The 21,554-nt window shown below is 39.6% G+C and carries 20 protein-coding genes; 6 read left to right on the top strand and 14 right to left on the bottom strand.

The window, feature by feature from the left end; all coding sequences use genetic code 11:
- Positions 1 to 2: 2 nt before the first annotated feature.
- The 5 genes from AC0IWT_RS06050 to AC0IWT_RS06030 form a co-directional block, all read right to left on the bottom strand.
- Positions 3 to 1,202: a carboxypeptidase-like regulatory domain-containing protein gene (locus tag AC0IWT_RS06050; protein WP_471796427.1), complete on the bottom strand. Its 1,200-nt coding sequence runs from the start codon at positions 1,200 to 1,202 to the stop codon at positions 3 to 5.
- The gene (gene rnr, locus AC0IWT_RS06045) at positions 1,203 to 3,332 is read right to left on the bottom strand and encodes a ribonuclease R (RefSeq protein ID WP_471796426.1); all 2,130 of its coding nucleotides are present in this window, start codon (positions 3,330 to 3,332) and stop codon (positions 1,203 to 1,205) included.
- A gap of 104 nt (positions 3,333 to 3,436) precedes the next feature.
- Positions 3,437 to 4,501 carry a sialidase family protein gene (locus AC0IWT_RS06040; RefSeq protein ID WP_471796425.1) on the bottom strand — a complete coding sequence of 355 codons (1,065 nt, stop codon included), beginning with the start codon at positions 4,499 to 4,501 and terminating at the stop codon, positions 3,437 to 3,439.
- On the bottom strand, positions 4,482 to 6,185 hold the full coding sequence (locus AC0IWT_RS06035) for an ABC transporter ATP-binding protein (protein WP_471796424.1): 1,704 nt from the start codon (positions 6,183 to 6,185) through the stop codon (positions 4,482 to 4,484). Before AC0IWT_RS06035 ends, AC0IWT_RS06040 begins: the two co-directional genes overlap by 20 nt.
- On the bottom strand, positions 6,185 to 6,898 hold the full coding sequence (locus AC0IWT_RS06030; RefSeq protein ID WP_471796423.1) for a 3'-5' exonuclease: 714 nt from the start codon (positions 6,896 to 6,898) through the stop codon (positions 6,185 to 6,187). Before AC0IWT_RS06030 ends, AC0IWT_RS06035 begins: the two co-directional genes overlap by 1 nt.
- A gap of 83 nt (positions 6,899 to 6,981) precedes the next feature.
- Between AC0IWT_RS06030 and AC0IWT_RS06025 the strand changes: the two genes are divergently transcribed.
- A complete protein-coding gene (locus tag AC0IWT_RS06025) occupies positions 6,982 to 7,479 on the top strand; it encodes a DUF1579 domain-containing protein (RefSeq protein ID WP_471796422.1) in 498 nt (165 codons plus the stop codon).
- Between the two features lie 34 nt (positions 7,480 to 7,513).
- Here AC0IWT_RS06025 and AC0IWT_RS06020 read toward each other — a convergent pair whose 3' ends face one another.
- The 6 genes from AC0IWT_RS06020 to AC0IWT_RS05995 all read right to left on the bottom strand — a co-directional run bounded on the left by AC0IWT_RS06020 (position 7,514) and on the right by AC0IWT_RS05995 (position 13,820).
- Positions 7,514 to 8,416 carry a DUF72 domain-containing protein gene (locus AC0IWT_RS06020; protein ID WP_471796421.1) on the bottom strand — a complete coding sequence of 301 codons (903 nt, stop codon included), beginning with the start codon at positions 8,414 to 8,416 and terminating at the stop codon, positions 7,514 to 7,516.
- 126 nt (positions 8,417 to 8,542) lie between these two features.
- Complete coding sequence (locus AC0IWT_RS06015) at positions 8,543 to 8,782, bottom strand: DUF5615 family PIN-like protein (protein ID WP_471796420.1); 240 nt, start codon at positions 8,780 to 8,782, stop codon at positions 8,543 to 8,545.
- Positions 8,763 to 8,999 carry a DUF433 domain-containing protein gene (locus tag AC0IWT_RS06010; RefSeq protein WP_471796419.1) on the bottom strand — a complete coding sequence of 79 codons (237 nt, stop codon included), beginning with the start codon at positions 8,997 to 8,999 and terminating at the stop codon, positions 8,763 to 8,765. Before AC0IWT_RS06010 ends, AC0IWT_RS06015 begins: the two co-directional genes overlap by 20 nt.
- Before the next feature lie 308 nt (positions 9,000 to 9,307).
- Positions 9,308 to 10,696, bottom strand: a complete 1,389-nt coding sequence (locus tag AC0IWT_RS06005; RefSeq protein ID WP_471796418.1) for an arginine decarboxylase — start codon at positions 10,694 to 10,696, stop codon at positions 9,308 to 9,310.
- Positions 10,697 to 11,103: 407 nt separating this feature from the next.
- A complete protein-coding gene (gene ctlX / locus AC0IWT_RS06000) occupies positions 11,104 to 12,018 on the bottom strand; it encodes a citrulline utilization hydrolase CtlX (protein ID WP_471796417.1) in 915 nt (304 codons plus the stop codon).
- 356 nt (positions 12,019 to 12,374) lie between these two features.
- Entirely contained in the window at positions 12,375 to 13,820 is a 1,446-nt protein-coding gene (locus tag AC0IWT_RS05995) for an arginine deiminase family protein (RefSeq protein ID WP_471796416.1), read from the bottom strand.
- Between the two features lie 149 nt (positions 13,821 to 13,969).
- Here AC0IWT_RS05995 and argS point away from each other — a divergent pair, with 149 nt between their 5' ends.
- The 3 genes from argS to AC0IWT_RS05980 all read left to right on the top strand — a co-directional run bounded on the left by argS (position 13,970) and on the right by AC0IWT_RS05980 (position 17,062).
- Positions 13,970 to 15,742 (top strand): arginine--tRNA ligase, encoded by a 1,773-nt coding sequence (gene argS / locus AC0IWT_RS05990; protein ID WP_471796415.1) that lies wholly within the window; start codon positions 13,970 to 13,972, stop codon positions 15,740 to 15,742.
- 61 nt (positions 15,743 to 15,803) lie between these two features.
- A complete protein-coding gene (locus tag AC0IWT_RS05985) occupies positions 15,804 to 16,574 on the top strand; it encodes a sulfite exporter TauE/SafE family protein (RefSeq protein WP_471796414.1) in 771 nt (256 codons plus the stop codon).
- Between the two features lie 71 nt (positions 16,575 to 16,645).
- Complete coding sequence (locus AC0IWT_RS05980) at positions 16,646 to 17,062, top strand: DUF1810 domain-containing protein (RefSeq protein WP_471796413.1); 417 nt, start codon at positions 16,646 to 16,648, stop codon at positions 17,060 to 17,062.
- Between the two features lie 64 nt (positions 17,063 to 17,126).
- Here the strand turns inward: AC0IWT_RS05980 and AC0IWT_RS05975 are convergent, their stop codons facing one another.
- The 3 genes from AC0IWT_RS05975 to AC0IWT_RS05965 form a co-directional block, all read right to left on the bottom strand.
- A complete protein-coding gene (locus AC0IWT_RS05975) occupies positions 17,127 to 17,327 on the bottom strand; it encodes a hypothetical protein (RefSeq protein ID WP_056872521.1) in 201 nt (66 codons plus the stop codon).
- A 69-nt stretch (positions 17,328 to 17,396) separates the two neighbouring features.
- Complete coding sequence (locus tag AC0IWT_RS05970; RefSeq protein ID WP_471796412.1) at positions 17,397 to 17,915, bottom strand: protease; 519 nt, start codon at positions 17,913 to 17,915, stop codon at positions 17,397 to 17,399.
- Positions 17,916 to 17,927: 12 nt separating this feature from the next.
- Positions 17,928 to 19,052, bottom strand: a complete 1,125-nt coding sequence (locus AC0IWT_RS05965; protein ID WP_471796411.1) for an AI-2E family transporter — start codon at positions 19,050 to 19,052, stop codon at positions 17,928 to 17,930.
- A gap of 241 nt (positions 19,053 to 19,293) precedes the next feature.
- On the opposite strand from AC0IWT_RS05965, the gene mnmE reads away from it, so the two are divergent.
- Positions 19,294 to 20,652 (top strand): tRNA uridine-5-carboxymethylaminomethyl(34) synthesis GTPase MnmE, encoded by a 1,359-nt coding sequence (gene mnmE / locus AC0IWT_RS05960; protein WP_471796410.1) that lies wholly within the window; start codon positions 19,294 to 19,296, stop codon positions 20,650 to 20,652.
- Positions 20,653 to 21,319: 667 nt separating this feature from the next.
- Positions 21,320 to 21,520, top strand: a complete 201-nt coding sequence (locus AC0IWT_RS05955; RefSeq protein WP_471796409.1) for a hypothetical protein — start codon at positions 21,320 to 21,322, stop codon at positions 21,518 to 21,520.
- Positions 21,521 to 21,554: the final 34 nt, after the last annotated feature.

The raw sequence follows: 21,554 nt of genomic DNA, 5'->3' as shown, positions 1-21,554 counted from the left end.
TTTTATGGATTAACCATTGTTCCGAAGGCATTTAGGCCCTCCATCAACTGGCTAAATTTAGCTTCAAGTGATGTTTGCTTAACAATTGGATTATTTCGCCAAAAATCGGCATTATATTTAATAGATTCTACAACATTTTTATCATTAGTAGTTCTTCTTACATTTTGGAAACTTTCATTCTGCAGATTATTATCTTCCTGATAAACGGTTAGCAGTGAGCTTACGATTGCGTTTAAATCATTCGTACGCATTGGCCCACCATTACTTATTGCCAAATACATTTTTGTAGAGATACTTTCTAAAACATTAACATCAGCCGGGCCACCTTTAAATGTGGCTACGGTTTTTACAATGGGCGGGTATTTGAAACTCGCATCTGCGCCCAGGTCCATCGGAAGATTTAATATATTATTTTCAACCCGATAAATGTTGAAATCATCTGTGCCGACAAAAAAGGTTGTGTTTGCATAAAACTGATTTCTACCAGCTTTTTTTATCGTGCATGTAATTACGGCAATATCCTGATCTGCTTGTTCAATGTAACGTTCAATCTCAATGCTGTATTTATCAAGCGTTTTTAGCGTAACAAATGTGCCCGAATTCGGTTGGGTTAGGTAACCACTGGAACTAAAGGTGAAGTAAGACTGGTTGCTTAAATCGAATGCAGGTTGGTTTTTTCGCTCAGCAAAGCGTGTTTGTTTCGCAATCCAACCAGTTGTTTTGGTAACATTCCATCTAAGATCATAAAATATCTCATGGATTTTTGCGGGTTCGTTATTTACAGACGTTAACTGTCTGTAGAAAGCTTTTAGGTAATGCTTATCGTTGATGTATTTCGTTGCCTTTTCCAATGCACTTTTCAGCAAGTTCTTACCCCGGTTTGGGTCTATCGTTACTTCTGATAAGTTTATGGCAGCCTGTTTCAGCTTTACAATCAGGTTATCTGATGTGCTTTTAAGTTCAATTTCTCCATTTAAATAACTTACATGGCTAAACTTCAGCTTAACAGGCAAACTGTTAGCTTTAATTATAAAGTCTCCGTTTTCATTTGTAATTGAGGTAATTTGCGTGCCAACAATCATTAACGATACGAAAGGGATTGCTTCGCCTGAAACCTCATCAACAACCTTTCCCTGTATCGTTTGCGAATAGCTTTTTACAGTGAGCGTCAAAAAGAGCAATAAAAGGATGCTTTTTATCATCTATAAAACCAGCGAAAAATCTATCTGTCGTTTGGCGAGATCCACTTTTTTGACTTTAATTGTCACTTCATCTCCTAATTGGTATTTTTTCTTTTTGCGTTGTCCAATTATGCAGTAGTTTTTTTCATCGAGCACATAAAAATCATCAGAAATTTCTCTCAAACGAACCATGCCTTCACATTTGTTTTCCTCAATTTCTACATACATACCCCATTCGGTAACACCCGTAATAATACCAGCGTAAACATTGCCAACATTTTCTTCCAAGTATTCGGCTTGTTTGTACTTGATAGATGCCCGCTCCGCCTCAGCGGCCCTTTTTTCCATGGCAGATGAATGGGCACTTGCAACTTCATAAAACTCCGCATCGGCAGATTTTTCTCCTGCTAAATAATCTTGAAGTAAACGGTGCACCATAACATCGGGATACCGGCGAATTGGAGATGTAAAATGCGTATAATAATCGAAGGCAAGGCCGTAGTGACTGGTTTTTTTAGTGGTGTAAATCGCTTTCGCCATGGAACGAATGGCCAGGGAAGTTAAAACATTCTGTTCTTTCTTTCCTTCAACATCGGCCATTAAATGATTCAGCGACTTCGCAATTTCCTTATCAGATTTTGTATTTATTTTATACCCGAAACGCGAGGCGAAATTGGCAAACGTGTTAAGGGTTTCCATGTTTGGAGAATCGTGAACCCGATATACAAAGGTTAACTTGTTCTTTCCTTTCAGTTTTGTGGCAATAAATTCTGCAACTTTTCTGTTCGCCAGCAGCATATAATCTTCAATAAGTTTATGCGCATCCTTGCGTTCCTTAACATACACGCCTATAGGTTTCCCGTTTTCATCAAGTTTAAACTTTACCTCTGTACTCTCAAAGCTAATTGCGCCATTTTTAAATTTTCGCTCCCTCAATATATAAGCGAGCTCATTCAGCTTAAGTATTTCCGAAGCATAATTACCCTCTTTATTCTCGATTACCTCCTGGGCTTCTTCGTAGCTAAAGCGTCTGTCAGAATGAATAATGGTTTTGCCATACCATTCTGCCTGGATATTGGCCTGGTCATCAAGTTCAAAAACAGCGGCAAAGCATAGTTTATCTTCATGTGGGCGAAGCGAACAAACGCCGTTGCTTAACCTTTCAGGAAGCATTGGTATTACCCTGTCAACCAAATAAACAGAAGTTGCCCGGCTATAAGCTTCTTTATCTAATTCCGTACCCTGAATTACATAATGAGAAACATCAGCAATGTGGACGCCGATTTCATGATTCCCATTCGGTAATTTCTGATAAGAAATCGCATCATCAAAATCTTTCGCATCTGCTGGGTCGATAGTGAAGGTTAATGTTTTTCTAAAATCTTTACGCTTGGCAATCTCTGCTTCCGGAATTTCTTCGGGAATTGCATTGGCTTCTTTTTCTACGGCAGGTGGAAAGGAGAGGGGAAAGCCATATTGCGCCAAAATAGCGTTCATTTCCGTATTATTCTCGCCCTGATCGCCAAGGACGTGCTTAACGGTTCCGATTGGATTTTTTGCACCTTCAGGCCAATCAGTTAAATTAACTAAAACACGCTGGCCATTTTTAGCACCCAATGTATCTGAAAGGGGTACAAAAATATCGTGCATCATTTTCTTATCATCAGCAATTACAAAGGCAAACCTTTCAGAGATTTTTATTACACCAGTGAAATCAGATTTGGCTCGCTTAACAATTTCCACAACTTCGCCATCATTTTTGCGGCCATGTTTTTTTGCAAAAACATAAACCTTTACCAAATCGCCGTGAAGCGCATTTTTAAGTTTGCGTGGTGCAACAAAAACGTCTTTTTCAAACTCATCGTCCGGGATAATGTAGGCTGAACCATCGGCCGTCATATCTACCCGGCCAGTAATAAAATTCTGAAGCTCCTTCAGTTTGAACTTGCCTTTTTCAGGTTCGAGAAAAATGCCTGCGCTTTTGCCCTCCTTTAGTACTTCTAAGATGGTTTCGCGGGATTCTTGATCATTTAAATTTAACTTGGCAGAAACCTGCTTATAATTTAGTGGTTGGTTGCTGTTTTTCTCGAAGACATCACTAACCAGCTGATTCAGAACCAATTTTATATTTGCAGATTTTTTCTTTGCCATATGTTCAAATGTATTTTACCGAAGATACAGAAAAGAAAGAAAATGATGTAAAGATGAAGCTGGAAAATGTGATAGTTGTGATGTTCTTTTGATGGAAACAGCGACTATCTGAGCCTGAGTTCGACGTATTTAATTCGTTTTCTTAGTGAGGTATAACTTAGATGAACGTTGCCGTTTTCATCCTGAATTATTGCAGGGTAACTGTATTCTCCTTCTCGATGATTTTCCAGAGTGTAAATATCCTGCCAAAGTTTTCCATCATCAGAAATTGCCAATTTTAAAACCGAGCGACCTTCCCACCAGTTTTTTCCAGCTTCTAACGGATTATAAACCAATAATTGCTTACCGTTTTTTAAGGTTACTGCATCGCTGCCAGAATTGGGATTAGGTAGATTAGTTTTCGCTAATTTAGACCAGGTTTCGCCGTTATCGCGAGACCAGCTTTCTACAATTACATTCTGCCTGCTCCGGCATAAAAGCTGGAGTTTCCCATGTGGATAGCTAAGTATAGAAGGTTGTATAACGCCAAAAGTATCGCAATCTATTTCAATTTTCTTCCAATTACGTCCAAACTCATCCGACTTTTCGATGTGAATTTGCCACTTTTTTTCATCGGCGCTTTCCGTACTTGATGGGTAAAGTATATTACCATTTGCCAGTTGAATTGGTTTGTTTTTTATTGGTCCTAAAAAACCGTCTGGCAGTTTTTTAGCTGCCGACCATGTTTTTCCGTTATTTTTTGAAGTCTTGTATTCAGCCCACCATGCTCTTGGATTTGGGCCAACTTTATAATGCAAATACAACAGGCCATTTCGTGCCTTGAATAATACGGGGTTCCAGCAAGCGTAGCGTAAAGTGTCATTTTGCACACCGTTTGCAATTTCTACCGGTTCAGACCATTTTCCATCATTTTTTGTAGACGACCAGATTGAAACATCCTTGCTACCCTCAAATTTGCCGCCAAACCAGGCACAAATAACTTTTTGGTTATTTAATGCGATAAGCGTTGAGGCATGACAAGCAGCGAAGGGCGCATTTTCGAAAACATAACCAGACTGGACTACCCGAATTTCCTGCACCTGAGCTTTGGTAATGGCGGGAATTGCTAAAGCCAAAGTTATCAAAAGACAATATGTAAGTTCTGCTCCTTTAAGTGCCGGGAATCGCATCAATTAATTTTTTAGTGTAAGCAGCTTTTGGCGAATTAAAGATTTCTTCGGGAAAGCCTTCTTCCTCAATCTTTCCTTTATTCATCACCAAAATTCGGTCGGATATATGCTTAACAACTGCTAAATCGTGTGAAATAAAAATGTAGGTCAAGCCAAATTCACGCTGCAAATCTTTTATCAGGTTAAGTACCTGAGCTTGTACTGAGACATCTAGTGCGGAAACAGATTCGTCGCAAATGATGAATTTTGGTTTTAGCGCCAGGGCCCTGGCAATAACAACACGCTGCCTTTGTCCGCCACTAAACTCGTGTGGATAGCGATTAAAATGCGATTCGTTTAAACCGACTTTTTTTAAAAGTTCTAGCACGTTAGCTTTTCTTTCCGCATCGTTCTTACAAATATTATGTACGGTTAACGGTTCAAGGATTGATTGCCCAATGGTTAATTTTGGATTTAGCGATGCGTATGGGTCCTGGAAGATAATCTGAATATCTTTCCTTAACTTTCTCATTTCTGCTTTACCAACGTGTGTAATGTCTTTACCATCAAAAGAAATCGTTCCTGAAGTTGGTTGAATGAGGCGCAAAATGCTTCTGCCTAAAGTAGTTTTACCACAGCCAGATTCCCCGACCAGGCCCAGCGTTTCACCAGGAAAGACATCGAAATTAATTTGATCTACGGCTTTAACAAATTCTTTGCTTTTACTAAAAAAACCGTTATTAACTGGATACCAGGTTGATAAGTTGCGGATTTCGAGTAGCGGCTTTTTTGAATAAAGTTCGACCCGTCTCGCCTCGGTTTCTTCCTTTGTTATCTGATTGGAAGCATTTAAGTGCGCAAATGAATCTTCGACAGCACCAGTTAAAAAGTCGGCCACGACAGGCAATTTTTTTAATTGTAATGCTGGCGACGGCCGGCAAGCTAGCAAGCCTTTTGTATATGGATGTTGGGGATTTTGAAATATTGCCCTGGCATTTCCTTGTTCTACAATTTCGCCTTTAAACATTACGGCAACTTCATCCGCGATTTCGTGTATTACGCCCAAATCGTGCGAGATAAATATCATCGCCATGTGGCGTTCTTCCTTAAGCTTTAAAAGCAGTTGCAAAATGGTTTTTTGAACCGTTACGTCTAGTGCGGTCGTAGGTTCATCAGCAATCAATAGCTTCGGGTTACAGCTTAAAGCCATTGCAATCATAACCCGCTGCTTTTGTCCACCAGAAATTTGATGCGGATAACTCTCAAATATTTTTTCTGGTCTGGGTAGTTGTACTTCTTTAAAGAGCTCAATTGTCTGGCGTTTTGCTTCCTCTTTTCCAACGCTTTGATGCAATATAATGGCTTCGGCAACCTGGTAGCCGCAGGTAAAAACCGGATTTAACGAGGTCATAGGTTCCTGAAAAATCATCGAAATTTGATTTCCGCGGTATTGCCTTATTTCATTGGCGTTTAGGTTAAGCAAGCTCACGCTGTCGAAATCTATATCTCCGGTAATTTTAGTTGCCCTTTCATCGTGTAATCGCATTATAGAGAAAGAAGTAACTGATTTCCCGGAGCCGGATTCGCCAACGATGCCCAATATAGTTCCCTTTTTTACATTGAAACTAACTTTTTTTACGGCTTTAAACCAGGTTTTCTCCTCCTGATTAAAAAAATCGATATTCAGGTTTTCTACATTTAACATCAGGTTACAATTGTAATGTTTTCTGAGGAAATTATCTTCATGCCTTTGAATTTTAAAAGCACTTGAGCAGTTGTAATTACATCTTTTTGGCAATAAGTAACAATTCGTGGCAGGTTTTTCTCCTCATAATAAACCTGCCGAACCATGCTCCCGTCTATATCGTCTTTTGGCGTAGGGACGTTAAAGATGGCGGCGAGTAAGTTTAGCGAGGTGTAGTGTTTGTAATCGCCGAATTTCCACAACTCCATCGTATCAATGTGTGTAACCTCCCAGGGCTTTTTACCCGATATTTGAAGCTGGACAGGAATTTCGATTTCATTAACGAGTAAGCGCCTGCATAGGTACGGAAAATCAAACTCTTTGCCATTATGCGCACAAAACTGCAGGGCCGCCGGTTGCTTGTTCAGCAGGTTGGCAAACTCCTGAAGCACTAGGCGCTCATCATCACCGGAAATAGATTTAATTCGTAAGCACTGCACTTTATTCTGGGTGTAAAATATGCCCATGCTTATGCATACAATCTTTCCAAATTCGGCCAATATTCCTGCCTTTTCGTAAAAGTCATCCGCACTTTGATCTGCCTTCCGTTGGTAGTGCGTTTTTTGTTCCCAAAGATCTTGCAGATTTTGTGGTACCTCATCGTAATTAGCGTATTGTGGCACAGTTTCGATATCGATAACCATCACCTGATTAAGATCCAATGTTTTTAGCATAAAACAAGTTAATCATTAATTTTCATTTCGTCGTTGCTTCGCAGCTGTTGATGAAAAGACAGCAATTTTTCTATATTTGGATTATGGCAAAGCTTAAGTTTGAGAACTCTCTGGAAGAAGGCCCACATAAAGTTCTATCTAATTTGATAGGAAAATGGGCAGGAACTACGAAAACCTGGTTTGAGAAAGACATTCTAGCTGATGAATCTCCGGTTGAAGCCGTAATATCTTCAATTTTGGAGAAAAGATTTGTTTCTTACGATTACCAGGGAAGTTTAAACGATAAACCGCTTGAAGGTAAAATGATCATTGGCTTCGATATCCCTTACCAAAAGTTCACCAGCAGCTGGATTGACAGCTTCCATATGGGAACCCAGATTATGATTTCCAGCGGTGATGCTACTCAAAATGGCTTTTCGATTTTAGGCACATATGGTAGTCCCGAATATGGCGAAAAACTATGGGGATGGCGAACGGAGCTGGAAATTGTTGATGGAAACCAGATAATCTTTTCAGCCTATAATGTTTCTCCGGAAGGTGAAGAAGCCAAAGCGACCGAAACGATTTTAAAAAGGATTTGATTTCTCAAGGTATTTTAAAACGAAAGCTTCCTCTCTACAACGAACTGAGCGCTGTGCCTGTGCCGTTTGCCATTTCCGGAATTTTTAAATCCGTTCCCAGGGCTTTATTTAATTTTTCGGTAAAGTATGCTGAAAATAAGGGAGAGGATAACTCCACATTCTGATGGACAAAAAAGTATAGATTTTCCAGTCCTTGCTTTTTCCATTCAACAATTCTCTCGATCCAGTCATCCAGGCGTTTTTTATCAATTTCATTCACGTTGGCGCCAACAAACCGAACGAACGCGGTTGGCGTGGTTAAGCGCATGTGTAGCATGTCTCTGCGGCCGGAGGTATCGACAATAATATTTGCAATACCGTTATCCTCAAACAGTTTAGCAAACTCATCGGCAACATTTTTATTCGAAAACCATTCACCATTTCTTACCTCAACACCTAAAGGAATCACCTTTGGAAACTCCCTGATGACTTTTTCAAGCCTATCGTAATCTTTTGGTTTGAAATTATCATGCAATTGAAGAAAAGCCATGCCAAGTTTATCTTCAAAGTTACTTATCGCATCGCAAAAGTGTTCAACAGGTTCCTTTACATTTATCAGTCTTTTAAAGTGGCTAACGGAGTTTGTTAATTTAGGAAAAAATTTAAAGTCGGCCGGCGTTTTTTGTGTCCATGCAATTACCTGCTCGCTGCTGGGCATTCCGTAGAAGGTAGCGTTAAGCTCTATAGAATTAAATTGCGTAGAGTAGTAGGTTAACTCATCTTTTGTTCCTTTCGGATAAAAACCTTTCAAATCGGCCCTATTCCATTTCGCACAACCCACATAAGCTTTGAAGTTTTGCTTAGGCTTGTTGGCAGCTAAAATTGCCGCTGTTTCCGGTGCATCAGCAGGGAGGGTATAATCTATAATGGAAGGGTCGTCTACTTTACCGAATTGCATGTTAGTCTTTATTTATTTCAAATATATCCAAATCCCCATAGATTAGATGCTCCATAGCATCATAAATTTTGCTTTTCAATTGTTCGTAAACTTTCTTGTTTGAACAATTACCAAATTTTATAAAAACTAGTTTTGAGGTGTTCCTCTCCATGCCACGAGCTCTCGAAAGTCAGAATCTTTTGATATGATAATGACCCTTTTTTTGCTTCTGGCACGTTCGTAAACCTCTACATCGGGTGTTTTAGTATATTTCAGGAAATGAAAAGAAATACAATTAACATTGATTTCGTCTGTAAGCCATTTTGCGATAATAGGAGAGATGTTTTCATCCAACCAAAATTCCCAATTATTCGTAAATGTATTCATCCCTGAGTTGTTTTGCGCTAAAAACCAGTGCGGCTCTTATGTCTTCACCTTCGAGGATGGGATGCTCCTCTAAAATTTCTTCGTTTGTCATTCCTGACGATAACATTTCGAGAATATCGATTACCGTGAATCTATTACCTCTGATTGTGGGCTTACCACCCATTAGTCCGGGGATGAAAGTAATTCTTTTTAATAATTTACTGTCCTGACTTTCCATATTATAGATATAAACAATTGTTAATACAAAACAATGGTTTTAATCCAAGTGATAACTAAGATCGGTTTATACATCAAAACTGTTTGCATAATTTCTGCCACAGAAACACAGAATAACACAGAGCTTGAGGTCGTGTTTTGGTTATAAGAATTTTTAGGTTATTTGGGTAAAAGCCCCATTACAATCTACATATTGTGGATGTTTTCGCACTTGTGCATCAAATTAAAAAAAAGCGCTGGGTTAGTTTCCAGCGCTCTAAATTTTTAACTTTTGAAAGCATTCGCGTGCTACGCTTAAGATCCGTGTTATTAATAACCCAGAATTTTCAAAACCTGCTTACTATTCTGCTCTTCTCCAAAAACCTCAAAGTTGAAACTTTCATCACGGTTTCTGCGGATTAAAACATGTTTCGGACTTGGTAATAAACAATGATGAATGCCTCCATAACCACTTAATACTTCCTGGTAAGCACCGGTGTGGAAAAACCCGAGGTACTGTACCTTACGCGTTTTAGGCATAAATACACTGTTCATGTGTGCTTCCTGATTGTAATAATCCTGTCCGTCGCAAGTTATACCACCCAGGTTAACCCGTTCATATTCAGCATCCCAATTATTAATCGGCAACAAAATGTATTTTTGGTTCAGCGCCCAAACATCAGGCAGGTTAGTAATGAAAGAACCGTCTAACATTAACCAACGCTCACGGTCGTTTTGCTGCTTTCTACCCAAAACCTTATATAAAATTCCCGATGCTTCGGCAACAGTGTATTTACCAAACTCGGTAATAATATCGGGCTCCATCACGTCGTGTATTGCACAAATCTCCTTTATCCGTTTTACAATTTCATTTACCATGTATTCGTAATCGAAATCGAAAACCAAAGAATCTTTAAATGGCATTCCACCACCAATATCCAATGTATCTAAATCAGGGTTGATTTTTTTGAACTTGCAATAAAGGGTTACGTATTTTTCCAGCTCATTCCAGTAATATGGCGAATCAGTAATTCCTGAATTGATGAAAAAATGTAGCAACTTAACCCGGAAATTCGGATTGTGAACGATTTTATTGTTGTAAAAATCAATAATATCTTCCATTCGAACACCTAAACGGGACGTGTAAAATTGCGAATCGGGTTGCTCTTCAGCTGCAATGCGGATACCTAAATTACAAGGTGTATCGATATCAACTTCATCATCAAAAAGGTTAAATTCCTCTTTATTATCTAAAACCGGGATAATATTTGTGTAGCCATCATGCAACATATCAATAATATATTGCTTGTACTGGTAGGTTTTAAAGCCGTTGCAAATGATGGTTGTATCCTTAGTTAAATGCCCCTTTTTTTCCAAAGCATCAACCATCGGCATATCAAAAGCAGAAGAAGTTTCCAGGTGGATGTTATTCTTTAAGGCCTCTTCTACAATGTGGCGAAAATGCGAACTTTTCGTGCAGTAACAATATTTATAATCACCACGATAGTTGTTCTTTAAGATGGCAGTTTGAAAAAGAATTTTTGCTTGCTGAATTTTCTTACTCACCAAAGGTAAGTACGTGAAACGTAGGGGGGTACCGTAAGTTTCAATCATTTCCATCAGGTTTAAATCCTGAAAATATAATTCATCATCTATAACATCAAAGCCATCTTGCGGAAAGCCAACGCTTAGATCGAGAAATTCTGAGTAACTCTGCATTTACATTAAATAATTTTTGCAAAAATGTAATTTTAAATCGAGAATTAATCTTTATTAAAGATATTTTTACTGTATGGAAACGCAATCGTTTTAGAGTGAATATTCAGACCGTTTTTTTTGGACAAGCATTTTTATAAATAACTTTATTTTAGGCGAAACTGAGCTGTTTTATGCCACGGGTTTTCTTGTTCACGGAAGGTTTGAAATTATTATCCTGCAGAAAACTGCTAAATTGGACTAAGAATTAAAAAAAGGATTTGGAAAGCAGCATCCCTGTAACAATCCGCGTCGGTCCTGCTGTCCGTTTTACTCTTCCCGATTGAAAAAACCGGGAATCGTGCACACTGCCATCAGGTTTAAATACTCCTGTAGTTACTATTATTTATGGTTAATATAATGATAAATCATTATTTCAAAGGCAAATGTACTTCAGCCAACATGCATCTTGCACTGCCACCGCCGTTTTTTTCGATTGTGTAAATCGGGGCATAAATAATTCTGCTGTACTTTTGCAACCGCTCAATTTGCTGCGCACTGAGTGCCAGATAAGCTTGCTCAGACATCACCAATAAATGCTCGCCTCTTGCATTTGAAACCTCAAGCATATTGCCCGCAAAGCGATTCATCTGCTCAAGCGATATTTCTACGATCTCTTTTCCGCCATCGATTAAGCTCATGGCAACTCTTTCTTTTTCCTCAGCATTTGGAATAGAATCAAGGCAAATTACTACAAACTTTTCGCCGATACACATCATCACATTGGTATGGTAAATCGGGAATTTAGTACTGTCTACTGCCTGAAAGGAAACCGCCTGGTAACCGCTAAGCAAACAAAAGTTGTTTAGCACTTCCATATCCGTACGAACGCTCAAACAAGCGTATGCAATCTTGTTTTTCCTGTCTAAAACCATGCTGCCTGTGCCTTCAAGAAAAGCATGTTGCATCTCGAAAAAGCTCAAATCGCTTATATGATTAATTTCAAACTTATCTTTCAGTCCCTCAATAATTTCTTTTCTGCGCTCTAAGCGGCGGTTTTCAGAAAACATGGGGTATAAATAAACTGAGCCATCTTCATGAAAAGACACCCAGTTATTCGGGAAGATAGAGTCGGGTTTTGCGGGTTGCAGCGTATCATCAACAACGGTAACATCCACCTCATTTTTTCTGAGCAGCGAGACAAAACCATCGAATTCCTGCAAAGCCTGTGCCTGTACGTTTTTTTCTTCCGACGCAACCTGAAACATGTTGTTGCCAGCGGTTTGCTCGTTGAATTTGAAATCAACAGGGCGGATCATTAATATATGGTTGGTGAGTTGTTTCATTTTTGTTTTATTGGTTCAATTGTTTATTGGTTCAATAGTTCAATAGTTCAATCGTTCATTGGTTCACTAGTTCAATCGTTCATTGGTTCAATTGTTCAATCGTTCATTGGTTCGATTGTTCACTAGTTCATTAGTCAAGTTCATCGTTCATTTCATTGGTTTAACGTTAAGTGCTTTATGATCATGTTTTTCAATTTTAGCCGTCACGCCTAATGACCAATGAACCAATGCCCAATGAACATTTTTAGGCGTCACGCCTAATGCCTAATGAACCAATGACCAATGAACAGTAAAGCGTCACGCCTAATGCCTAATGAACCAATGACCAATGAACATTTTAATAAACCAGCGACCAACTACAAATCGTCTCTCAGGATTGGTAAACTCATACAATGGAAACCACCGCGGGCTCTGGAAAGTTCTGCCGATGGCATTAAAATTAATGTATCTGTAATGGTTTCAGCGTTTGCCCTTCCACTTTCCAAATTCTGAATCAAATCCTTCACGTCAACAACGCTAAAGCCGGCTGCCTTGAAAGCTTCTACCGTTTTATCATTTCTGTCGTAACCTAAAACAACACCTTCTTTTATCGCTAACAAATTGCATGAATCTGTCCATTGCTCTCTGGAATCGTATGGAAAAGTATTGTTTCCGCTGTAAATAATTTGGGTTGGTTCGGCACTTTGCAAATCGTTTTTACTAATATCGTTTAATAGCGCTTCAACATGTTCGAAATGTTTTGGTTCGCCGGGATTTGCCTTTGTAAACTGTATTGCTGTTGTTGCCTCGAGCCTTTCAGGTTCCTTTAAGAAGTTAATCGGCTCATGCGGGTTAAACTTTGGCGAATGGGCAATAGAGTTTAAAATTACCCAGGTATTGCGCTTAACTTGGGTAAACACGGTATCGAGGTGCATGTAATCGCGTTTGCTCGGAATTTTAACAACCGTTACCTTTTCTACCACATCATTATCAAACAATAATTTAATAGCCTCGTTGGCACCATGTTCTGATGTTCGCTCACTGCAGCCAATCAGCACATGATTTGGGCTAACCATCATCACATCGCCACCTTCCAAAGTGGTACTAAAGGCAGGTTCATCACCGGGGCGCAGGAAGTGCATGGTAACATCCGGAATTTCAAGAATTCTGTTCTGGTAAGGTTCAAAAAGCGGGTGATTGAAGAAAATGTAGCGCATTAAAAGCGTTTCGCGAACGCGGGCTTTCTTTGCGGGTTTATTTAAGAGAATGTGATCATTTATTGTTGTGCCTACATCCCTGGTGAAAATCAAATTTGGTATTGGCGCAAAAATCATGGTATCGTTTGCCAAAGTACCTGAAATAAAAATCTCGGCAAGCTGTTTCGGGTCAGTATTGGTTAGTTCTATTTGCACTTTGTAAGTACAACCTTCTATGGCGCAAACTGCGGCTACTAATTTCTTCCTAATGGATTCATTTTCGAGCATTTCACTCAGGAGATTTTGAATCTCAATTACCGATTTCGAGTTATGAAAATCAGGGTGATTTGGTTTATAGAAACTGCGGTCGTCTTCTGCCGAATCTATTTTTGCCAGCTTACCTTTTATTTTTTCGGGGTCGAGAAAGTACATTAAAAGCTTAATGTAATAATCATACTCACCTTTTCGAATGGTATCTAAATGAACAATATCTTCGAAAAGCCAATCTTGTGCTTTTGATGGCACAACTTTTCCCAAACCGCTGTCGGGACTATGGATTAACAACTTACGCAGTCTGCCGATTTCGGTTTTTACGTTAACTCTGAAATTTTGATTTTGTTCGCTCATGAATATTTAGTTACACAAAGCTATTACAATTTCATGGAGTAGCAAGTATCAGGTTTCGTGTAATGCGCAGTTCATGCCGGGTATTGGTATTCCAAATGGCTTTCTTCTTTAGTCTTTCAGCTTTGCGCTTTAATCCCTATTTTTGCACCATGAACTTTATTATTACCGCAACGCTTGATGCTATTAAACAACTATATAACGAAGAAGTAGCAGAGAGCGCAATTAACATACAGGAAACCCGTAAAGAATTTGAGGGGCAGGTTACCATTGTTGTTTTTCCGATAACAAAAATATCCAAAAAATCGCCTGAACAAACTGCGCAGTCCCTGGGCGAGTATTTAGTTGAAAACGTTGATAAAGTTACTGCCTTTAATGTTGTTAAGGGTTTTCTAAACTTAAGTATTGCCGAAAGTTATTTTCTAAATCAGTTTAATCAAGAAATTCTATCGCCCGGGTTTGGTGTTTTTGCGCCAAACGGAAAGAAGGTTATGGTGGAGTATTCATCACCAAACACAAATAAACCCCTTCACTTAGGTCACGTTCGTAATAATTTATTGGGTTATTCTGTTGCCGAACTGCTAAAGGCTTATGGTTACGACGTTACAAAAGTAAACCTTGTTAATGATAGGGGAATCCACATCTGCAAATCGATGCTGGCCTGGCAAAAGTGGGGAAATGGCGAAACACCGGAAAGTTCAGGTTTAAAAGGCGACCATTTGGTGGGCAAGTACTATGTAATTTTTGATAAAGAATACAAGAAAGAAATAGAGGTTTTAAAAGCCGGTGGACAAACCGAAGAGGAAGCGAAGAAAAATGCGCCATTAATTAAAGAAGCACAAGTTATGTTGCAGCAGTGGGAGGCGGGTGATGAGGCTGTCGTTTCGCTTTGGAAAACCATGAATGGCTGGGTTTATGATGGCTTCGCTGTTACTTACAAGAATTTGGGTGTAGACTTTGATAAATTCTATTATGAAAGCAATACCTATTTATTAGGAAAAGATACTGTTGATGAAGGCCTTGAGAAAGGTGTGTTTTTTAAAAAAGAAGATGGTTCTGTCTGGATAGATTTAACGGCTGATGGCTTAGACCAGAAGCTTGTTCTTCGTGCGGATGGAACTTCGGTTTATATTACCCAGGATTTGGGAACTGCGAAGATGAAGTTTGATGATTTCGGTATGGAAGAATCCATTTACGTAGTTGGAAACGAACAGGACTACCATTTTAAAGTGTTGTTTTTGATACTTGAAAAACTCGGTAAAAGCTGGGCAAAAGGGCTTTACCATTTATCATACGGAATGGTTGATTTACCTAACGGTAAGATGAAAAGCAGGGAAGGAACCGTGGTTGATGCAGACGAATTAATTGCCGATATGATTGCCACTGCGCAGGAAAAAACGGAAGATTTAGGTAAAATAAACGATTTCTCTGAAGCTGAAAAGGCAGAACTATATAAAAATATAGGCTTAGGCGCATTAAAATATTTTCTTTTAAAAGTTGAACCGAAAAAACGTCTGCTGTTCGATCCAAACGAAAGTATTGACTTTCAGGGCAATACCGGTCCGTTTATTCAGTACACACATGCACGTATAAAGTCGTTGTTGGGCAAGGCTGGTTATCAGTTTGCGGTAAGTAGCGAGCAGTATTCGGGAATTTCTGAAGTGGAGCTTGAAATGATTATGCTGCTTGCTAAATACCCTTCGGAAGTTGAAATTGCGGCAAAGGCGCATAGTCCGGCGAGTTTAGCTAATTACTTATATGAACTGGCGAAGCTTTTCAATAAGTTTTATCACGAGGTACCCCCAATTGTTAAAACTGAAGAAGGCGATGCAAAGCAATTCCGTTTAAATTTAAGTAAGAAAACGGCCGACATCATCCATGCAGGCATGTTAATTTTAGGCATCACCTCGCCGGAAAGAATGTAGGTAATTTCTAGAATGGGTATATCAATATTGTATCCTTCAGTGTTAAACTTCGAAACTGTAGATGGTTAACGAATTAATTTTACTTTGCCTGGCTGCATTTTGTGCAGGATTTATAGATGCGATTGTTGGCGGAGGCGGTTTATTGCAAACGCCTGCTACACTACTCATTTTGCCGCACTACCCGGTGGCAACTTTGCTTGGCACCACAAAAATTCCATCGCTTGCCGGCACAACGATTGCTGCTTTTAAATACTCAAGGCATGTTAAGTTTAACCTCAAGGTATTAACTGTTTGTGCAGTCGCAGCATTTTGTGCTGCATTTAGCGGCGCATTTTTGGTTAGCCGGATAGACAATTCGGTACTTAAACCAGTCATTTTGGCTGTACTTGTCCTGGTTGCCATTTATACTTATTTTAACAAACAGTTTGGCATCCATCAGGAGAAAAACCACTCGGTTAAAAGGCAGGCAATTATGGCGGCCCTGTTTGGTTTGGTTATTGGTTTTTACGACGGGTTAATTGGCCCGGGGACAGGCTCCTTTTTGATTCTTGTTTTTATTGCTGTGCTTGGCTTTGATTTTTTAGCTGCAAGTGCGCACGCTAAGATTGTAAATATTGCAACCAACCTGGCTGCAATTGCCTACTTCAGTTCGACGGGCCATATATTGTTTCAGTATGCGATACCCATGGCAATTTTTAACGTTGCAGGCGCATTTTTAGGAACCAAACTCGCATTGTTAAAAGGCAATAAATTTATAAGGATATTCTTCCTCCTGGTTGTTCTGGGCACAATTTTAAGATTCGCCTACGATATTTTGAAGCATTACCTCTAAAAGCTTAGTACAATTTTGGAGTCTCCTCTGGCCTGAAAGTTGAGGTGTTTTGGAAACAAATTTCTTCTCTAATGAAAACATTAACCAGATTTATTGATGCCCAGCAAAGTGCTTACGACGTTGCGCTTTCGGAAATAAAATCGGGACGAAAAACGAGCCATTGGATGTGGTACATATTTCCGCAGGTAAAAGGTTTAGGTTTTTCAGAAACTTCAAAGTTTTATGGCATTGAAAACTTAGATGAGGCCAGCGCCTACCTTGAGCACCCTGTTTTGGGCAAACGATTAATCGAAATTTGTGAAGCTTTGCTTAACCTCAAATCCGTGCAGGCAAATGAGGTTTTTGGCCGACCGGATGACATGAAGCTGAAATCATCGATGACACTTTTTGCTGCGGTGCCAAACAGCAACGTGGTTTTCAAAGCCGTACTCGAAAAGTTTTTTAAAGGGGAGCAAGACCAAAACACCCTTCGTATTTTAGGTATTTAAGATAATATGGACATAAAAAAACACCGCCTGTAATCACAAGCGGTGTTGTCTTTAACTGAATTTTTTAAATGCCTAAATCATCTTTTGCATAGGCAGTTCTTGTTTCGAACTCATTTTTGTAATCTTTTGCTTTCTCCATCCACTCAGGAGCTTTATCCTTTAAATCATCAACTACGGATTTACCGGTTAAAGGGTCTTTCTTAGTGATGTATTTCACGCCAGCATAAATTGCTGCGCCTATAATAGCTGTTTTTAACAATCCCATATCTTTTCAATTTTATTACTATTTAAACATTGTAAAAAGCCAATGGTTTTAAAAAAGCGAATAAAAAACTTAGTTTATCACCTTGATTTTCAGACTATCGCTTACTACAATACCGCTGATATTTGTTGCATTATATTTTACGGTATATTCGCCTGCTTTAGTTATTGCATAGCCATCAGCAAGGTTAAAATTTACACTTGTGCTGTCGCCTTTTTTTAGCGAGGTATAGCTGTCTGCCGGTGGCGGCATCATTCTTTTAGCCATTGGGCCTTTGTAGGCAACATCCGTAAAGTCTTCCATGGCTACATCAAGGTATTTGCTCATTAACCTTTCGAAGGGCGTATGCCATTTACAAAATTTCACGGTGCTGTCGGTGTTGTTATAAACTGAAAATCTGATGTTTATCGGTCCGCCGAGTTTTGCGGTGCCCTCTAAAGTCATTTTTCCTAAAATTGGGTCCGTTTTTTTAACGGCTCCTTTTTCCGGCAAAAGTGTGGTGTCGGCATTTGCTGCTGTCTTGTCTTCATTGTTTCCGCAAGCGCTCAATAAAGCGATGCATAATCCGGCTACGATAGTGATTTTTTTCATATTTATTTGTTGTTATTCTTTTTCAACTCCTGATTTTACGGCGACCGGTTTCCTTCTTCTGAAGGCGGGAAAACTCATCGGGCTTTTTGCCGGGCGTTCATCTCCCAGTAAGGCGCCCCACTGTTTAAATGACTCTGTACGGTCGAAAATAATTTTTAAAACAGCAACAATTGGCAGGGCCAGGAACATGCCCGACACACCGGCGATGCTCCCGCCGATGAAGACCCCCAAAATGGCAAACAGTGCATTTATTTTAACTTTTGAGCCTACAATCCTCGGCATTAAAATGTTGTTATCCAGAAACTGAACGAAAGCAATGACACCCAAAACGGTAATAACGGGCCATAATTCTTGCGAGGAAGTAAGTGTTAGCAATACGCCGATCAGGTTTCCAATCAGGGCACCCACGTAAGGGATAAGGTTCAAGATGGCAAAAACCACACCTATTAGTAATGCATGTTTAATGCCGATGAGCATTAAAATACCGCCGAGCAAGATGGTCATATAAGTAACCTGGATAAGCAACCCTATCAGGTAGCTTTTAATGATGGATTCAGTCTCATAGATGGCTTCTTTTACTTTTGGATGGTCGTCTGTTTTAAACCACATAAAAATAAAGCGCAACAGAATGTCTTTGTAAAAGAGCATCAGGTAAATATAAATTGGCAGTAAACCAATAAAAACGAAAATACCACTTAATGTAACGGCAGCACCTCCGGCGAGGGAAGTTCCCATATTCATCAAGTCGTCGCTTTTAGCCTGAATAAAGGCTTTTTGCTGCTTATCATCGTAATGTGTAATGCGGCTAACCCAATCGCTCAGCGAATTAATGTGCTGGGTTACGTTGCTTTTTATCTGAGGAAAATCTTTAACCAACATGCCAATCTGGTTGGAAAAAAACCAGACAATCATTGCAACAAATAGTGCAACCAGCATGATTGCAAGTATGATGGACAAGCTTTCCGGAAATTTTTTTCGTTTAAGAAAACGATAAACAGGTAATAATACGATGCTAATGAAGAAGGCCATTAGTATGGGCATTATAATATCGCGTCCGATTACGATAACTGTAACCAGCGCAATAAGGCCAAGCAGTTCTATCGAACGCTTTACAGTAAGTGGTAAATTATTAGTCATAGTTTTCCGGTTTGAAATTTAAACAGGCTTTAGTCGTAAATGTTTGGTGTCGGCATAAATTGGCGGGGTAAAACAGCCAAAATTAATGTTTAAGGGATGCATAACTGATTACCCGCTTTTTTTTAAAGTTAAGATTTGTTTGGAAGATATCTTTGTTTGCAATTGCCCGGGTTAAAAATTTACTTCGCATTAATGATATACCCGCAGATTAACTTTATTTTTGTGCCTTTTAAAAACGACAATGAATAATCAGGATACTATTATTGCCTTATCTACGCCTTCAGGTTCGGGGGCCATTGGTGTTATCCGCCTTTCGGGTCCGGATGCCATCAGCCTCGCCAATTTGGTTTTTGCAGGAAAGGATTTGGAGCAGCAGGCGTCGCACACATTACATTTTGGCTTAGTAAAAGACGGCGAGCAAATTGTGGATGAGGTGGTAGCCGGGTTATTTGTTGCGCCAAAATCTTACACCAAAGAAAACGTAGTGGAGATTTCATGCCACGGTTCAAATTACATCATCCAACGGATTATAAACCTATTAATAAGCAAGGGCGCACGGGCGGCTAAACCTGGCGAATTTACGTTACGTGCCTTTTTAAATGGTGCTTTTGATTTAAGTCAGGCCGAGGCCGTGGCCGATTTAATTGCCTCGAACTCTAAGGCATCTCATGATGTTGCCATGCAGCAGATGCGTGGCGGTTTCGCGAACGAACTAAAAGCTTTACGCGAGCAGTTAATTCATTTTGCTTCGATGATAGAACTCGAACTTGATTTTGCCGAAGAGGATGTGGAGTTTGCGAACCGCGAACAGTTAAGAAATCTGGTTACGAGAATCAATCACGTTTTAAACCGCCTGATATCCTCGTTTGAGATGGGTAACGTGATAAAAAATGGTGTGCCTATCGTAATTGCGGGTAAGCCCAACGTGGGTAAATCGACGCTGTTAAATGCTTTGTTGAACGAGGAGCGGGCCATTGTTTCTGACATTGCCGGCACTACCAGGGATACCATTGAGGATGAGCTTACGATTGGCGGCATTGTTTTTCGTTTTATTGATACTGCGGGTATTCGTGATACTGCCGATATTATTGAAGCGCTGGGGGTGGAGCGTACGCTCGAAAAAATGAAGCAGGCCAAGCTTATCATTTACATGGCCGATGCTGCCCAGAGCATTTCAGAAATCGAAGAACAGGTAAACGGACTGAATAAATTGCAGATTCCTTACCTGGTGCTTATTAATAAAGCGGATTTAATTTCTGATGAAGAACGCAAGGCTTTTGAGCACATAAATGTAGCCTTTATCGCCGCCAGAGCAGGGCAGGGCATAGAGGAACTCAAAACCACGTTGCTTGAGCAGGTAAACCTGCATAACATCAACACCAGTGAAACGCTGGTAACGAACATCCGCCATGTGGAAGCTTTGAAACAAACGGAAAATGCGCTGCAACGGGTGCTTGTAAATGTTGACAACCCCGTAACTTCTGATTTTTTAGCAATGGATATTAAACAGGCCTTACACTACCTCGGTGAAATAACCGGAACGGTAACGACCGATGATTTACTGGAAAATATTTTTACCAAGTTTTGTATCGGAAAATAAGCATAAGAATTTACCAAGGACTACATCCAGACGCTAGTTGAAAATATTTGTTTGGGTATCTTTCATCCTTTTTTGCTGGCTTTCCAACATCAGAGAAAAGTTTCTTCTCGAACTTGGCTACCAATTCTTTTTGTTCAGCTGCAATACCTCTTTAGGCACTAAAATACTAAGGTTGGGAAAGGCATTCATTTTTATTAGTTTTCCTGTTTTTAATCAGGCATATAATAATCTCTCCTAATTCTGATTCTTAAGCATAATTCAACATTATCACCATACTAGAGCCAAATGTTTTCACGACGGAAATTGCGCCGAATGCTCTCCAATTAAATAGTTTAGCACCAGTCACATATTATTACACAAGTTATTTTCGGACTTTCAGGGGAACAGCATTGAGGTGTCTTAAAAGTTATCATTCAAACCGATGTTCATTCAGGATTCTGAATCATTTTAAATGGATTCATTTTCGGATGATTTTCACTTTTGAACGCTAAAAATATTCCTAAAAGGGGTTGATATTCTGATTTATATCTCTAACTTGCTGGAAGTATTAATAATAATTATTATGAAAAAATCAATTTTGCTGCTCGCACTTGTAGCATTCTCGATGTGTAGCTATGCTTCTGAAACTATTGTTTCGGGTTCAGCGAAAATCACTGAAAGTTGTACAATGACAGCTACTCAATCGAGTAGTGCTACTGTGGACTGCCCTGACGGCACAACCATTACCATTACGGCCACCTCAACCTCATCTGCCACAGCAGAGACTTGTGAGACGGCCTACCAGGTGGCTTCAATTATGGCAGACTTGACCTCAAATTCAACTGTAGTGAATAACGTAAAAGCCAAGAGCTATATTTGTCCTGAGTAATAACCCTTTAATTTGGGCGAGATAATCGCCCAAC

The sequence above is a fragment of the Pedobacter sp. AC464 genome (assembly GCF_979253075.1).
This window is presented reverse-complemented; position numbering and strand designations above follow the sequence as displayed.

Excerpts from the sequence above, each read along its gene's own strand:
- AC0IWT_RS06010 (WP_471796419.1), bottom strand. The coding sequence starts at position 8,999 with ATGGAAAGTCAGGACAGTAAATTATTAAAAAGAATTACTTTCATCCCC.
- AC0IWT_RS06020 (WP_471796421.1), bottom strand. The coding sequence starts at position 8,416 with ATGCAATTCGGTAAAGTAGACGACCCTTCCATTATAGATTATACCCTC.
- AC0IWT_RS05970 (WP_471796412.1), bottom strand. The coding sequence starts at position 17,915 with ATGAAAAAAATCACTATCGTAGCCGGATTATGCATCGCTTTATTGAGC.
- AC0IWT_RS06015 (WP_471796420.1), bottom strand. The coding sequence starts at position 8,782 with ATGAATACATTTACGAATAATTGGGAATTTTGGTTGGATGAAAACATC.
- ctlX (WP_471796417.1), bottom strand. The coding sequence starts at position 12,018 with ATGAAACAACTCACCAACCATATATTAATGATCCGCCCTGTTGATTTC.
- mnmE (WP_471796410.1), top strand. The coding sequence starts at position 19,294 with ATGAATAATCAGGATACTATTATTGCCTTATCTACGCCTTCAGGTTCG.
- AC0IWT_RS06030 (WP_471796423.1), bottom strand. The coding sequence starts at position 6,898 with ATGCTAAAAACATTGGATCTTAATCAGGTGATGGTTATCGATATCGAA.
- AC0IWT_RS06005 (WP_471796418.1), bottom strand. The coding sequence starts at position 10,696 with ATGCAGAGTTACTCAGAATTTCTCGATCTAAGCGTTGGCTTTCCGCAA.
- rnr (WP_471796426.1), bottom strand. The coding sequence starts at position 3,332 with ATGGCAAAGAAAAAATCTGCAAATATAAAATTGGTTCTGAATCAGCTG.
- argS (WP_471796415.1), top strand. The coding sequence starts at position 13,970 with ATGAACTTTATTATTACCGCAACGCTTGATGCTATTAAACAACTATAT.
- AC0IWT_RS06050 (WP_471796427.1), bottom strand. The coding sequence starts at position 1,202 with ATGATAAAAAGCATCCTTTTATTGCTCTTTTTGACGCTCACTGTAAAA.
- AC0IWT_RS05985 (WP_471796414.1), top strand. The coding sequence starts at position 15,804 with ATGGTTAACGAATTAATTTTACTTTGCCTGGCTGCATTTTGTGCAGGA.
- AC0IWT_RS05955 (WP_471796409.1), top strand. The coding sequence starts at position 21,320 with ATGACAGCTACTCAATCGAGTAGTGCTACTGTGGACTGCCCTGACGGC.
- AC0IWT_RS05965 (WP_471796411.1), bottom strand. The coding sequence starts at position 19,052 with ATGACTAATAATTTACCACTTACTGTAAAGCGTTCGATAGAACTGCTT.
- AC0IWT_RS05995 (WP_471796416.1), bottom strand. The coding sequence starts at position 13,820 with ATGAGCGAACAAAATCAAAATTTCAGAGTTAACGTAAAAACCGAAATC.
- AC0IWT_RS06035 (WP_471796424.1), bottom strand. The coding sequence starts at position 6,185 with ATGTTAAATGTAGAAAACCTGAATATCGATTTTTTTAATCAGGAGGAG.
- AC0IWT_RS05980 (WP_471796413.1), top strand. The coding sequence starts at position 16,646 with ATGAAAACATTAACCAGATTTATTGATGCCCAGCAAAGTGCTTACGAC.
- AC0IWT_RS06025 (WP_471796422.1), top strand. The coding sequence starts at position 6,982 with ATGGCAAAGCTTAAGTTTGAGAACTCTCTGGAAGAAGGCCCACATAAA.
- AC0IWT_RS05975 (WP_056872521.1), bottom strand. The coding sequence starts at position 17,327 with ATGGGATTGTTAAAAACAGCTATTATAGGCGCAGCAATTTATGCTGGC.
- AC0IWT_RS06040 (WP_471796425.1), bottom strand. The coding sequence starts at position 4,501 with ATGCGATTCCCGGCACTTAAAGGAGCAGAACTTACATATTGTCTTTTG.